Origin of the sequence: Streptomyces sp. adm13(2018) (assembly GCF_008042145.1) — a bacterium.
Lineage (GTDB): Bacteria > Actinomycetota > Actinomycetes > Streptomycetales > Streptomycetaceae > Streptomyces.
The window spans coordinates 1,144,179-1,158,695 of sequence record NZ_RDBH01000129.1 but is presented as its reverse complement, the minus strand read 5'-3'; the positions used below and the strand labels follow the sequence as shown (position 1 = coordinate 1,158,695).

Annotated in this window: 7 protein-coding genes; 4 read left to right on the top strand and 3 right to left on the bottom strand. The window is 70.6% G+C overall.

Going from position 1 to position 14,517, the window contains the following annotated elements; genetic code table 11:
• Positions 1-276: 276 nt before the first annotated feature.
• The 3 genes from EAO70_RS21925 to EAO70_RS21920 are packed head-to-tail and all read left to right on the top strand — an operon-like array spanning position 277 to position 6,244.
• On the top strand, positions 277-5,466 hold the full coding sequence (locus EAO70_RS21925) for a caspase family protein (RefSeq protein ID WP_187283983.1): 5,190 nt from the start codon (positions 277-279) through the stop codon (positions 5,464-5,466).
• Entirely contained in the window at positions 5,463-5,792 is a 330-nt protein-coding gene (locus EAO70_RS38085) for a hypothetical protein (RefSeq protein ID WP_187284040.1), read from the top strand. The genes EAO70_RS21925 and EAO70_RS38085 overlap by 4 nt, the downstream gene beginning before the upstream one ends.
• Positions 5,789-6,244 carry a hypothetical protein gene (locus EAO70_RS21920; RefSeq protein WP_261992980.1) on the top strand — a complete coding sequence of 152 codons (456 nt, stop codon included), beginning with the start codon at positions 5,789-5,791 and terminating at the stop codon, positions 6,242-6,244. The genes EAO70_RS38085 and EAO70_RS21920 overlap by 4 nt, the downstream gene beginning before the upstream one ends.
• A gap of 137 nt (positions 6,245-6,381) precedes the next feature.
• Here the strand turns inward: EAO70_RS21920 and EAO70_RS21915 are convergent, their stop codons facing one another.
• The 3 genes from EAO70_RS21915 to EAO70_RS21905 form a co-directional block, all read right to left on the bottom strand.
• The gene (locus tag EAO70_RS21915) at positions 6,382-7,842 is read right to left on the bottom strand and encodes a glutamate synthase subunit beta (RefSeq protein WP_148004538.1); all 1,461 of its coding nucleotides are present in this window, start codon (positions 7,840-7,842) and stop codon (positions 6,382-6,384) included.
• On the bottom strand, positions 7,835-12,400 hold the full coding sequence (gene gltB, locus EAO70_RS21910) for a glutamate synthase large subunit (protein WP_148004537.1): 4,566 nt from the start codon (positions 12,398-12,400) through the stop codon (positions 7,835-7,837). The genes EAO70_RS21915 and gltB overlap by 8 nt, the downstream gene beginning before the upstream one ends.
• A gap of 615 nt (positions 12,401-13,015) precedes the next feature.
• Positions 13,016-13,744: a VIT1/CCC1 transporter family protein gene (locus tag EAO70_RS21905; RefSeq protein ID WP_148004536.1), complete on the bottom strand. Its 729-nt coding sequence runs from the start codon at positions 13,742-13,744 to the stop codon at positions 13,016-13,018.
• Between the two features lie 255 nt (positions 13,745-13,999).
• On the opposite strand from EAO70_RS21905, the gene EAO70_RS21900 reads away from it, so the two are divergent.
• A partial coding sequence (locus EAO70_RS21900) for an ADP-ribosylglycohydrolase family protein (RefSeq protein ID WP_187283982.1) occupies positions 14,000-14,517 on the top strand: 518 nt, incomplete at its 3' end.

Sequence of the window (14,517 nt, the reverse complement as noted above, 5' to 3'; positions counted from 1 at the left end):
CCGCCGTGGCGGGTTCGCCGCCCTCCGGTCGCCGCCACGAGCACGGCGAGGGTGGCACGGGTGCCGCCCCTCCGTCGTCCTTGCCGAAGTCCGCCCGCGCACAGGCATGTTCCACGGCTCCCGCGGCGAGGCGCAGGTTTTGACGGAGGCGGACGCGGCACCGGACGGCGCGGCGACATGGCTGAGGATCGTCTCCCGGCGAGAGCCCCTCGCGTCCTGCGACGTTCTGGAATCATGGAGACACAGGGGCGCCATGCACGGGAGCTGGGGGCAAGGGTGAGCTCGACAACGTACGTGCCGGCGGACACGGCCGGAGAGCCGGAGGTCACCGGGAGGCGGCGGGCACTGCTCATCGGCGTCGGGAGGACCCCGTTTCTGGAACGGGACGAGGGACTCTCCCTGCGCTACCCGCCGCTCGACTTCGTCGACCGCGACATCGAGATGGTGGGCTCCGCCCTCGCCGAGTCCGGCTACGACGTCGACACCCTGCATCCCGGCCACGCCGACACGGAGCGACAGGACACGACGTCCGGCTCGATCGAGACCGCCCTGGAGGAGTTCCTGCTCTCCTGCGGGGCCGGGGACACCGCGTTCCTCTACTTCTCCTGCCACGGTGTGACCGTCGGCGAACGCGAGTACCTGCTCACCGCGGACGCCCGGCCCCGCGCCGACGGCTCGTTGTTCGGCCGGGCGATGCTCGAAGTCAGCCCCGAGGTCCTCCTCGGTGACCTGCCCGCAGGCGTCACGGTCGTCGTCTGCCTCGACACGTGCCGCGTATCGGCTCCGTCCCCGCCCCGGGACAAGCACGAGACGCCTCTCGTGAACTCCGCCTACCGCGACGTGGCATGGCTGCACGCGAGCGGCCGGGGCCAGCCGGCGTACGCGGACCCCGAGAAGGGCAGCTACTTCGGCATCGCCCTCTCGGAGGCCCTGTCGCGGAACAGTCCACCCAAGACCTTCGGGGACGTCCACGAGTTCGTCCGGAACCGGGTGGAGCGGCTCGCCTCGCGTCTCATGGAGCCTCCGCCGTCGGTCGAGTTCCAGTGCGTGGAGGGCCTCGCGGACCGGCTGGTTCTCTGCCGGGGCTCACGGGTGACCCAGCGCTGGGCCGACGCGATCAGCGCGTCCGTCCTCTGGCAGCACACCTCGCACGAGTCGGCCACACACGACCGGGTCAAGGAGAGGCTGTCCGACCTCGCGCGCGAGGTCGCGAAGAGCCGCCTCGTCACGGACTCGGCGCTCGTCACCCCGTGGAGCGATCCGGACTATCCGCTCAGGGTGGTGGATCGGCTAGGCCGCCTCGTCGAGGCCGCCCGTCTCACGGGCGGCGAGCGGCTCACCCCCGCCGAGACGGCGGCGCTGCTCGCCGCTCCCCTGCTGCACGAGGGCATCGTGGCCATCGCCCTGAGCGAGCTGGCGGCGTTGCGGCCGGACAGGATCGACCGGCGCGAGGACGGCCGGGGGCGCGAGGCCCTCACCCCGCACGACCGTCTGGTGTGCGACGCGGCGCGGGACGTATCCCGAGCCCACTCGCAGGTCAGCCTGGCCGCCGAGACGCTGCGTCAGCGTCATCTCCACGAGCCGGCCGCGGCGGCCGACCACTGGTTGCGGCATCGGTTCATCGCCGACTGGGACCGGCTGTGGGACCGTACGGGCGACTACCCGGCGGTCGACCATCTGCTGGACATGGTGACGGCGGCGGTGACCGCCGGTTCCCCCACAGCGCCCTCTCCGCAGAAGCGCACCCTGATCGAGCGCCAGCTCCGGCAGGTGCTGGCCCACGTCACCGTCGCACCCGGCAGCAGCCCCCGGATCGACGACAGCGGCGAACTCCGCTGGAACGAGCATCCGGCCGTACCCGGCAACACCTGGCGCGCCCGCGACCTCGCGTACCTCGTCTGGCTGGCCTCCCTGCTGGCCGCGGACCCTCGGCGCATGTCCAGTGTCCTCGTCGACCACCTGGGCGCGCACCGCCGCCTCGTGCCCGCGGACGTCACCGCGGCCCTGTCCGAGTACCGCCTGGAGTCCCACGACGAGCACGTGCCACCGGACGGAAGTGACGGGTACGACCTCGCGGTCGACTTCCTCTGCCCCCACCCCGCACTGCACGCCGCGCTGGAGGAGCTGGCAGCCACCGCGGACGCCTCGGTTCGCGCGCTCCGCCGGAGCTGGAGGGAGGCCCGCACCACCGCTCCGGACCTGCTGCGTGGAGTCCCTAGGAAGGTGACCACGGAGTTCCTGGAGCCGCTGGAGCAGCAGTACACCAAGCCGCTGGAACGCTTCCGGCTCGCCGAGGACGAGATCCGCCCGCTGCTCATGGGCACGCAGCTGTACGGCGACAAGATGCTCGCCGTCCGGGAGCTCTATCAGAACGCCTTGGACGCCTGCCGCTATCGGCAGCTCCGGACCGCGTACGGGGAGCGGCTGAAGAGGTGCCGGACAAGGGGCCAGGAACCTCAGATCTCCTTCGTCCAGGGGTACGACGCCGAGGACCGGCCGTACATCGAATGCCACGACACGGGAACGGGGATGAGCCGCCGGAAGCTCACCTCCATGTTCGCCCGCGCGGGCAAGCGGTACGAGCAGGACCCGGACTTCGTCCAGGAACGCCGGAACTGGCGGCGCGCCGGAATCGATCCCATGCCGTTCAACAGTCGTTTCGGCATCGGGGTGTTCAGCTACTTCATGCTGGCCGAGGAGGTCGTGGTCACCACCGCCACCATCGACCTCCACGGCAACCCGTCCCGCACCGAGGCCCCGCTTCAGGCCACCATCCAGTCCGGCTCGGGACTTCTGGAGATCGTCGAGACCACCGACGCACCGGAACGCGGCGGCACCGTCGTCCGCCTCTACCTGAGCGCGGACGGCGAGACGCCGCCGTCCCTGGTGGAGACCCTGCGAAGACTGCTGTGGGTGAGCGACCACCGGGTGACGGCACTCGAACTGGACCGCGAGGGCAACAAGATCCGCTCCGAGGAGTGGTCCCCGGGCGAGCTCAAGGCCTCGGGGGACTGGCCGGGCGACCCGGCGGGAGCCGGAACGGACGCGTGGCTCGTCCAGGGCAAAGGCCAGCTGCTCCTGGACGGCGTCGTCGTCAGGAACGCCCCGGAGGTCGATGGGTACATCTTCAACCTGCGCGAACGTGACCAGCCGGTCCCGACGGTGGACCGCAACGGGCTGGTCGACTACGACGAGGTGGGAGTGGAGGAGCGCCTGCTCGCCGGAGTGACCGAGGCGATCGGAAACTTCGCGGAGGTGCGGCTGCGCTGGCTGTGGGAACTGGCCCTCAGCGAACCGCCGCTGGCGGTCAAGGTCTTCGACTCGCTCGACGACGACGCCCTTGGCGTCCTTCACGCGACGCAGGAGGAACAGAGTCTGGCCGTCTCGACCTTCCGCCTGCGCGAGGTGGGTTGTCTGCCCTTCGACGGAAGATCCATCCGCCTGAACCACTACGAGCAGACCTTCGGTGACGAGCGTGGGCACGAAGGGGCCCTGTTCGACCGATGGCGGAGCTCCGTCCTGAACGTCTTCAGCGAGGTCCACAAGCCCTTCGCACCCCGCGGGTACCCGCTGCCTCAGGGCATCGACGCGCTGCTGTTCGACCGCGTCGTGCCCGACGGCTCGTGGGCCGCGCCCCTGCGGGCAGCGGCGTTCGCCGGACAGCCCCTTTCGGTGGCTGTGCGGGCGCAACGGCGCTATGCCATCGCCGGCGTCCGGGTGCCCGAGGCGGCCGACATCCGCGCACTCGACCACTTCTTCCCCACGGAGGTCATGGCCGACCTTTACTTCGCGGACTGGGACGCGCGGCGTCCCCGGTGGGCCGAGGAGTACCAGACCCCGGCACCCTTCGCCCCGTTCCTCACGGTGGCGGCGGTCCACGACATCACCTTGTCCGAGACCATCGCCGCGGCACGAGATCTCGTGCGCAGCGTGCCCGTTCCCGGTTGGGAGGAGATCCCTCGGCTCACCGGAGGCATCGTCCTCGAAACGGAGGCGAGGGCGCTGGCCGCCTCCCCCGGCGCGCTCACGGACAGACGCCCCCAGACCTGGCAGGGGGGATCCGTCCACCCCGTGGATCTTCTGGTCCACGCCTCATCGGTCGAGCAGCGCGAACAGCTCGTCGAGCGGATCAAGGAGCTGGAGCCGCTGGGGCTCCGCCTGAGCGCGGGAGTATCCGACGCCACTCTCAGCCATCCGCCTCTGACGGGCGACGAGCGCCGCCTCCTCTCGTACGACATCGACGGCGAGCGCCCCTGGGTCAGGCGTGGCTTCACTCTGTTCGACGTTTTCAGACGGTCCATGAGCATGAAGGTTCCACTGGGCCGCGTAGTGGAGCAGATCAGCGACCTCACAGCCGCCACAAGCCTCTCGGCGCCTCACGTACCACCCAGCACCACCGACTGGACCGTGCCTCAGTGGGTCGGAGAACTCCTGCCCTACAAGTCGGAGCCCCAGGAACAAGACCCTTTCGGCCCCTGGCGCGTCGTCGCCGCGTTTCGCTACTTGGACACCGGTGCGGACTTCGACGCGCTGCGCCAGGACTTGCGTCATCTGGACGCATGCGGCGTGCTGGCCCCCGGCTGCCTGCCGCTCGTCGAAGCGAGCCTCGAACAGATCACCGCGTTGGACCCCTACCTGGTCCGCTTCCTCGACACGGTGCATCCGTACTCGGCCTACAGCGCCGGACGCTGGGACCTTGACACGCATGGTCTGGGCCTGGAGCCGTTGACCGACCTCGCCGCTCGGGAGAAGGGAACAATCGGCGCCCAGGTCGACAGGCTGAGAGCGCTCAGCCTGCCTTTTCCCCTGAAGATCGTCGATCTGCCCGCATCCATCCGGGCGCTCACCCCACGTATGGCGGTCATGACCCTCTTCACCGAAGAGGAGCCTGGTGGGCGGATGACCTCCAGTTCCCAGCTCTCTCGTAAGCGACTCCTCCACCAAGCCAGGCGCGCCAATCAGAGCCTGGGTACCGCCGTCCGCACCTCCCTCGCCTTCCGCTCCGTCGGCGGCCCTGCTCTCCCCGGACCCTTCACGGGCCCTGGAGCCGAGCGGCTGGAGAACTTCCAGCCCACCGACTTCGACCTCGCCGCGTTCGATCCGGGGCTTCTCGGCCCCGGTACCCTCGGCCCCCTCGAACTCGTCCTCGTGGCAGGCCGCTTCGGCTGGACACTCGGGGAGACGTACGACCGCTACGCGCCCTTCGAGAGCCTCGGTCTCGACGTCACCACGCCCGAACCCCAGGGCGACGAACGCGGCATCGTCCCTGGCTGGCGTGATGTCATCGTCCTCACCGAACGGTTGACCGGTCGCGCTCCCGCCATCGCGGGAACCGTCACCGCCGAGCACCTCGTGCTCTGCGCCGAGGAGACGGAACAGTCCGTGGACGACGTCCGCAGCCTCTTCGAACGCTACGCCCGACTCTTCTCGCTCGTCGTCTCCACCCCCGGAGGACCGCAGACATGAGTGCGACCGTCCCCTGGCAGCGCAGGCCCTTCCCCCGCACCCAGCCCCTCACCACCTTCCTCTGGCACGTGCGGAGCGATCGTGACGGTGTGGAGGCCACGGGTGAGTGCCCCCAGTGCCGGTGCGTGACCAAGAACGTCATCGCCGCCGTCCAGTACGTCAGCAAGGGCCCCTCGAAGCCTCTGCGGGATCTCCTGGCCGCAGGCGGGCCGAGGCCCGCCAGGTGCGAGTGCACGACCTGGCACCTGAACCGGCCCGACGGCGTCCCGGACGGCTGCGGAGCCTCGTTCTGGATCGCGCTTCCGTCGGGGGGAATCTCTCTGTGAGCGACTTCACCGACGACGAGCTGTGGAACGCCTCCCTGCGGGGCCGGGCGATGGCGAGCCCGCCCGAGCGGCTGCGGGCCGCGCTCCAGCAGGCGGAGGGGTACCGGAACTTCCTCACCACGCTCACGGGATTGCTCACCGTGATCTTCGTGCTCAAGGGGCAGGAGAACCTGAGCAAGATGACCACGGGCCCGAGGTGGTGGGTCATCGGGCTGCTCGCCGGGGCTTTCCTACTCCTCCTCGCGGCCTCCTGGATGATGGTCTCGGCCGTTCACGAACGGCCGGACGAGGAGGTGCTCACCGACGCGGAGTACCTGCTGAACTACGAGAGGGAGCGGGCCGTCACCGTCCGGCGCACCACCGGCTGGGCCCGCTGGATGGGTCTCGTGGGCGTCCTCGCCGTGTCGGCGGCCTCGCTCGTCACCTGGATCTTCCCGGGCCCGGTGAGCTGACCCGGGAACCGGTCACCCGCCCCGCCCCCGGACGCACCACGGCGCCCGCCCAGTCGTCCGGTCGGGGACATTCGGGGGGCGCCGTGCTCAGTTCCGTACGTCGTTGTACGGGACGTTCTCGGGGTGATCCGGTCGGATCAGACCATCAGCGAACGGTCCGTCGGGCGGATCGGGGCCGGCAGGGAGCTGGCTCCGGTCAGGTAGCGGTCCACGCCCCGGGCGGCCGAGCGGCCCTCGGCGATGGCCCAGACGATGAGCGACTGACCGCGGCCGGCGTCGCCGGCGACGTACACGCCATCGACGTTGGTGGCGAAGTCCGCGTCTCGGGCGATGTTACCCCGCTCGTCGAGGTCCAGACCAAACTGGGCGACCAGGCCGTTCTCCACGTCGGTGCCGGTGAAGCCCATCGCGAGCGTGACCAGCTGGGCGGGGATCTTCCGCTCCGTGCCCGGCTTCTGGGTCAGCTTGCCGTCGACGAACTCGACCTCGATGAGGTGGAGGGACTGGACGTTGCCGTCCTCGTCGCCCTCGAAGTGGGTGGTGGAGACGGAGTAGACCCGCTCGCCGCCCTCCTCGTGCGCGGAGGTGACCTTGTACAGCATGGGGAAGGTCGGCCAGGGCTGCCCCGGGTTCCGCTCCTCGCCCGGCCGGGGCATGATCTCCAGCTGCGTGACCGAGGCCGCGCCCTGGCGGTGGGCCGTACCGACGCAGTCGGCGCCGGTGTCGCCGCCGCCGATGACGACGACGTGCTTGCCCTCGGCGGTGAGCGGCGGAGAGACGAAGTCGCCCTCGACCACCTTGTTGGCCAGCGGCAGGTACTCCATGGCCTGGTGGATGCCGTTCAGCTCCCGGCCCGGGACGGGCAGGTCGCGGGCGGTGGTGGCGCCGGCGGCGATGACCACGGCGTCGAACCGCTTGCGCAGGTCCGTCGAGGTCAGGTCGCGCCCGATCTCGATGCCGGTGCGGAACTTGGTGCCCTCCGCGCGCATCTGCTCGATGCGGCGGTTGATGTGCACCTTCTCCATCTTGAACTCGGGGATGCCGTAGCGGAGCAGACCGCCGATGCGGTCGGCGCGCTCGTACACGACCACGGTGTGGCCGGCCCGGGTCAGCTGCTGGGCGGCGGCGAGGCCCGCCGGGCCCGAGCCGATGACGGCGGCGGTCTTGCCGGACAGGCGCTCGGGCACCTGCGGCTTGACGTCGTTGGCGTCCCACGCCTTGTCGATGATGGAGACTTCGACGTTCTTGATGGTGACGGCCGGCTGGTTGATGCCGAGCACGCAGGCCGACTCGCACGGAGCCGGGCACAGGCGGCCGGTGAACTCCGGGAAGTTGTTCGTGGCGTGCAGCCGCTCCGACGCCGCCGCCCAGTCCTCGCGGTAGGCGTAGTCGTTCCACTCGGGGATCAGGTTCCCGAGGGGGCAGCCGTTGTGGCAGAACGGGATGCCGCAGTCCATGCAGCGGCCGGCCTGCTTGCTGATGATCGGCAGCAGGGAGCCGGGGACGTAGACCTCGTTCCAGTCCCTGACGCGCTCGCCCACGGGGCGGGTCTGCGCGACCTCGCGACCGGTGGTCAGGAAGCCCTTGGGGTCAGCCATGGGTCGCCGCCTCCATCATCTTCTCGGTGGTCTCGGACTCGGAGAGACCGGCGAGCTCAGCGGCGTCCTTGGCGGCGAGCACTGCCTTGTACGTGGTGGGGATGATCTTGGTGAACCGGTCCGCGTTCACGGTCCAGTCGGCGAGGAGCTTCTCGGCGACGGTGGAGCCGGTCTCCTCGTGGTGGCGGCGCACGACGTCGTGCAGCCATGCCTTGTCGGTGTCCGACGGGGTCTCGATGGCGCCGAGGTTGCCGGAGTTGACGTTGTCCCGGTCCAGGTCGACGACGTAGGCGACACCGCCCGACATGCCGGCCGCGAAGTTGCGTCCGGTCTCGCCGAGGACGACCGCCGTGCCACCGGTCATGTACTCGCAGCCGTGGTCGCCCACGCCCTCCGAGACGACCAGGGCGCCGGAGTTGCGGACGCAGAAGCGTTCGCCGGTGCGGCCGCGGAGGAAGAGTTCGCCGCCGGTCGCGCCGTAGCCGATCGTGTTGCCCGCGATCGTGGAGTACTCGGCCAGGTGGTCGGCGCCCCGGTCGGGGCGGACGATCACGCGGCCGCCGGAGAGGCCCTTGCCGACGTAGTCGTTGGCGTCGCCCTCCAGGCGGAGGGTGACGCCGTTCGGCAGGAACGCGCCGAACGACTGGCCCGCGGAGCCGGTGAAGGTGATGTCGATGGTGTCGGCCGGGAGGCCGGCGCCGCCGAACCGCTTCGTGACCTGGTGGCCGAGCATGGTGCCGACCGTGCGGTTGATGTTGCGGATGGCGACCTGGGCGCGGACGGGCTGGGCCTCCTCGGCGGAGGCGGCGTTCAGGGCCTCGGCGGCGAGCTGGATCAGCTCGTTGTCGAGGGCCTTCTCCAGGCCGTGGTCCTGCTCGATCCGGGCGTGGCGGACCGCGCCCTCGGGCAGCTCCGGCACGTAGAAGAGCGGCTCCAGGTCGAGGCCCTGGGCCTTCCAGTGGGTGACGGCGCGGCTGGTGTCGAGCAGCTCGGCGTGGCCGACGGCCTCCTCGATGCTGCGGAAGCCCAGCTCGGCGAGGAGCTCGCGGACCTCCTCGGCGATGAACTCGAAGAAGTTGACGACGAACTCGGGCTTGCCGGAGAAGCGGTCGCGCAGGACCGGGTTCTGGGTGGCGATGCCGACCGGGCAGGTGTCCAGGTGGCAGACGCGCATCATGACGCAGCCGGAGACGACGAGCGGCGCGGTCGCGAAGCCGAACTCCTCGGCGCCGAGCAGGGCGGCGATGACGACGTCGCGGCCGGTCTTGAGCTGGCCGTCGGTCTGGACGACGATCCGGTCGCGCAGGCCGTTGAGCAGCAGCGTCTGCTGGGTCTCGGCGAGGCCGAGCTCCCAGGGGCCGCCCGCGTGCTTGAGCGAGGTGAGCGGCGAGGCGCCCGTACCGCCGTCGTGGCCGGAGATGAGGACGACGTCCGCGTGGGCCTTGGAGACACCGGCGGCGACCGTGCCCACGCCGACCTCGGAGACCAGCTTCACGTGGATGCGGGCGACCGGGTTGGCGTTCTTGAGGTCGTGGATCAGCTGGGCCAGATCCTCGATGGAGTAGATGTCGTGGTGCGGCGGCGGCGAGATGAGGCCGACGCCGGGCGTCGAGTGACGCGTCTTGGCGACCCACGGGTAGACCTTGTGGCCGGGCAGCTGGCCGCCCTCGCCGGGCTTGGCGCCCTGGGCCATCTTGATCTGGATGTCGTCGGCGTTGACCAGGTACTCGCTGGTGACGCCGAAGCGGCCGGAGGCGACCTGCTTGATCGCGGAGCGGCGCGCCGGGTCGTAGAGGCGGTCCGGGTCCTCGCCGCCCTCACCGGTGTTGGACTTGGCGCCCAGCTGGTTCATGGCGACGGCGAGGGTCTCGTGGGCCTCGCGGGAGATGGAGCCGTACGACATGGCGCCGGTGGAGAAGCGCTTGACGATCTCGGAGACGGGCTCGACCTCGTCGACCGGGATGGCGGGGCGGTCGGAGCTGAGGCCGAAGAGGCCGCGGAGCGTCATGAGGCGCTCGGACTGCTCGTTCACCCGGTCCGTGTACTGCTTGAAGATGTCGTACCGCTTGTTGCGCGTGGCGTGCTGCAGGCGGAAGACGGTCTCCGGGTCGAACAGGTGCGGCTCGCCCTCGCGGCGCCACTGGTACTCGCCGCCGATCTCCAGGGCGCGGTGGGCCGAGGCGACGCCGGAGACGGGGTACGCCTTGGCGTGGCGGGCGGCGACCTCCTTGGCGACCACGTCGAGGCCGGCGCCGCCGATCTTGGTGGCGGTGCCGTTGAAGTACGTGGCGACGAAGGTCTCGTCGAGGCCGACGGCCTCGAAGACCTGGGCGCCGCGGTAGGAGGCGACGGTGGAGATGCCCATCTTGGACATGACCTTGAGGACGCCCTTGCCGAGGGCGTAGATCAGGTTCCGGATGGCCTGCTCGGCCTCCAGGCCCTCGATGAAGGTGCCGGCGCGGACGAGGTCCTCGACGGACTCCATGGCGAGGTACGGGTTGACCGCCGCGGCGCCGTAGCCGATGAGCAGGGCCACGTGGTGGACCTCGCGGACGTCGCCGGCCTCGACCAGCAGGCCCACCTTGGTGCGCTGCTTGGTGCGGATGAGGTGGTGGTGGACGGCCGCGGTGAGCAGCAGGGAGGGGATCGGCGCGTGCTCGGCGTCGGAGTGCCGGTCGGAGAGCACGATGAGGCGGGCGCCGCCCTCGATGGCGGTGTCGGTCTCGGCGCAGATGGCGTCGAGGCGGGCGGCGAGGGCGTCGCCGCCGCCGGAGACCCGGTAGAGGCCGGAGAGGGTCGCGGCCTTCATGCCGGGCATGTCGCCGTCGGCGTTGATGTGGATGAGCTTGGCCAGCTCGTCGTTGTCGATCACCGGGAAGGGCAGGGTGACGCTGCGACACGTGGAGGCGGTGGGCTCCAGCAGGTTGCTGCCGGGGCCGAGCGAGGAGCGCAGCGAGGTCACGAGCTCTTCGCGGATGGCGTCCAGCGGCGGGTTGGTGACCTGCGCGAACAGCTGGGTGAAGTAGTCGAAGAGCAGCCGCGGCCGGGCGGACAGGGCCGCGATCGGCGAGTCGGTGCCCATGGAGCCGAGGGGCTCGCCGGCGGTGCGGGCCATCGGGGCGAGGATGACGCGGAGTTCTTCCTCGGTGTACCCGAAGGTCTGCTGGCGGCGGGTGACCGAGGCGTGGGTGTGCACGATGTGCTCGCGCTCGGGGAGGTCGGAGAGCTCGATCTCCCCGGTCTCCAGCCACTCCTCGTAGGGGTTCTCGGCGGCGAGCGCGGCCTTGATCTCGTCGTCCTCGACGATGCGGTGCTCGGCGGTGTCGACGAGGAACATCTTGCCGGGCTGGAGGCGGCCCTTGCGGACGACCTTGGCGGGGTCGATGTCGAGGACGCCGACCTCGGAGGAGAGGACGACGAGGCCCTCGTCGGTGACCCAGTAGCGGCCGGGGCGCAGTCCGTTGCGGTCGAGGACCGCGCCGACCTGGACGCCGTCGGTGAAGGTGACGCAGGCCGGGCCGTCCCAGGGCTCCATCATCGTGGAGTGGTACTGGTAGAAGGCGCGGCGGGCCGGCTCCATCGTCTCGTGGTTCTCCCACGCCTCCGGCACCATCATCAGGACGGCGTGGGGGAGGGAGCGGCCGCCGAGGTGGAGCAGCTCCAGGACCTCGTCGAAGGAGGCGGAGTCGGAGGCGTCCGGGGTGCAGATCGGGAAGATCCGGTCGAGCGGGCCCTCGCCGAAGGCGGTGGACTCCAGCTGGGCCTCGCGGGCGGTCATCCAGTTCCGGTTGCCCTTGACGGTGTTGATCTCACCGTTGTGGGCGACGAAGCGGTACGGGTGGGCCAGCGGCCAGCTCGGGAAGGTGTTGGTGGAGAACCGGGAGTGGACCAGGGCCACGGCGGTGGCGCAGCGGCGGTCCGAGAGGTCCGGGAAGAAGGGCTCCAGCTGGCCGGTGGTCAGCATGCCCTTGTAGACGAGGGTGCGGGCGGAGAGCGACGGGAAGTACGTCGCCGCCTCGCGCTCGGCGCGCTTGCGCAGGACGAAGGCCTTGCGGTCGAGCGCGATGCCGGTGGCCTCGCCGGCCGCGTCGGAGACGAAGAGCTGGCGGAAGACCGGCATGGTGGCGCGGGCGGAGGCGCCGAGCAGCTCGGGGGCGACGGGGACGTCGCGCCAGCCGAGGACGTTCAGGCCCTCTTCGGCGGCGATCGTCTCGATCTTCGCGGCGGTGTCCTCGGTGCCGTCCTCGGGGAGGAAGGCGATGCCGACGGCGTACGCGCCGGCCTCGGGGAGCGGGAAGCCGGCGACCTCGCGGAGGAAGGCGTCCGGGACCTGGAACAGGATGCCGGCGCCGTCTCCGGAGTCGGGCTCGGAGCCGGTGGCGCCGCGGTGCTCGAGGTTGCGCAGTACGGTCAGCGCCTGCTCGACCAGTGCGTGGCTGGCAACACCGGTGAGGGTGGCCACGAACCCGACACCGCAGGCGTCGTGTTCGTTACGGGGGTCGTACATTCCCTGCGGAGCAGGGCGACCGTCCATGGGCGACCAGGCGTCGGAACGCATCGGCTCTCCCGTCGTCGTCGTGGCTGGGGGCTTCTCCCAGACCACGTCTGGGGGAGCTGCTGCCGAGGGACGACGTTGGCCCTCCGCGAAATTTCATGCAGGTTACATGATGGCTGGTTTCTCGCTAAGTGGATAGCGCATTCCAACATGCGGACACCGTCGATACGGAGCGGTGGTGTCGGTTCACCTGTGGTTTGCGAGGTCAGGGGCCCTGTCTCGCGGGGACGGACCGGGACGGTCCGGAGGATCTCCGGGTCGTCGCCGACCCGTCACTGTGTGGGCTTCGTTGCCCAGCGACGCTCATGCCTCATTCCCGTTGGTCACGGGTTCGAAACCGCCGAGTAACCGGCTACATATGTGGCGTCCCGCATAGTGTCTCATCGCCGCAGGGCATCGCGACAGGGATATGCGTCACAGCCGAAATGCGTGGTTTCTCCCTTGATGGTGCGCCGAAAAGGCCGAGAGGTCCCTTTCGGGCCCTCTCGGCCTGTTTCCGGAGTACGGAATCCGTAGCGCCGTACGGGGCGGATGGGTCGTACTGGTCGTACGGGGTGGATCGGTCGTACGGGTCGGACGGGTCGTACGGGTGGGTTGGCCGTACGGATCGCGCCCCTTCTACAGGGCGGCCCCGAGGAGCATGCCGAGGCCGTAGGTGACGGCCGCGGCTGCTCCGCCGAGGAGGAGCTGGCGCAGGCCGCTGAAGAGCCAGCCGCGGGCGGTCACCCGGGCCACCACCGCGCCGCAGGCGAAGAGCCCGAGGAGCGCGAGGAGCACGGCCGGCCACAGCGCGGTCGCCCCGAGCAGATAGGGCAGGACGGGCAGCAGCGCGCCGAGCGCGAAGGAGCCGAAGGAGGAGACCGCGGCCACCGTCGGCGACGGCAGGTCGTCCGGGTCGATGCCGAGCTCCTCGCGGGCGTGGATCTCCAGGGCCTGCTCGGGGTCCTTCGACAGCTGCATCGCGACCTCGCGGGCGAGCGTCGGCTCGACGCCCCGGGAGACGTAGAGCGCGGCGAGCTCCTCCATCTCGTCGACGGGGTGCTTGCGCAGCTGGCGACGCTCGACCTCCAGTTCCGCCTGGACGAGTTCGCGCTGCGAGGCGACGGAGGTGTACTCGCCGGCCGCCATGGAGAAGGCACCGGCGGCGAGGCCCGCGAGACCGGTGATGACGACGGTCTGGGAGGAGACGGCGCCGCCCGCGACTCCGGTCATCAGGGCGAGGTTGGAGACGAGGCCGTCCATCGCGCCGAACACGGCGGGGCGCAGCCAACCGCCGTTCACGTCACGGTGCGTGTGGTTGTCGCGGTGGGCCTCGTGCAGTGGTGCCTGGGCTTCGATGATGGACATGGTTCTCCCCTCGTTCCGGCGGGCCGGGTTGCTCCCGCCGCCCCCAACACCCTCGAAAATACGCGCGACGTAAGGGGCGCGCCAGCAAGGCAGGCCGTACTTACTAAGGCGGGCCTTGCTGCGTGAACCGGGTTCTGGCGGGGTGTCAGGCGGGTGACAGAGACGTTTCTTCGTCGCGTTCGCGGGCCCTTCGTGGCACAGATCCAGGCATCGGGGCGCCCCTCGCGCGCCCCCGGCGAGGAAGGGGCCACGGACATGGTGACCACCACGGCATGCGATACGCGCGAACGGGCGAGGGGGGCGCTCCTCGGCCTCGCCGTCGGCGACGCGCTCGGCGCGCCCGCCGAGAACATGCGCCCCTCCGAGATCCGCCGCCGCTGGGGCCGGATCGAGGGCTTCGTGACGGACCGGCCGGCGGGCACGGACGACACCGAGTACGCGATCTTCTCCGCGCTGCTGCTCGCCCGGCACGGCTCGGCCCTCACCGTCCGGCACGTCGAGCGGGCCTGGCACCACTGGATCGCCGACCTCGACGAGGGGCCGTTCCGCGGCGCGGGCTTCTCGGAGCGCGGCACCCTGGAGAACCTCCGCAGGGGCCTGGCCGCCCCGATCTCCGCACAGCACCGGCACGCCTGGAGCGACGGCCTCGTCTCCAACCTCGCCCTGATGACCGGAGTCGCGGGCGGCGCCGTCTCCTCCCAGACCGTCGTCATCACCGGTCTCGCGGGCCTCGCCGCCGGTGCCTTCTCCATGGCGGCCGGCGAGTACACCTC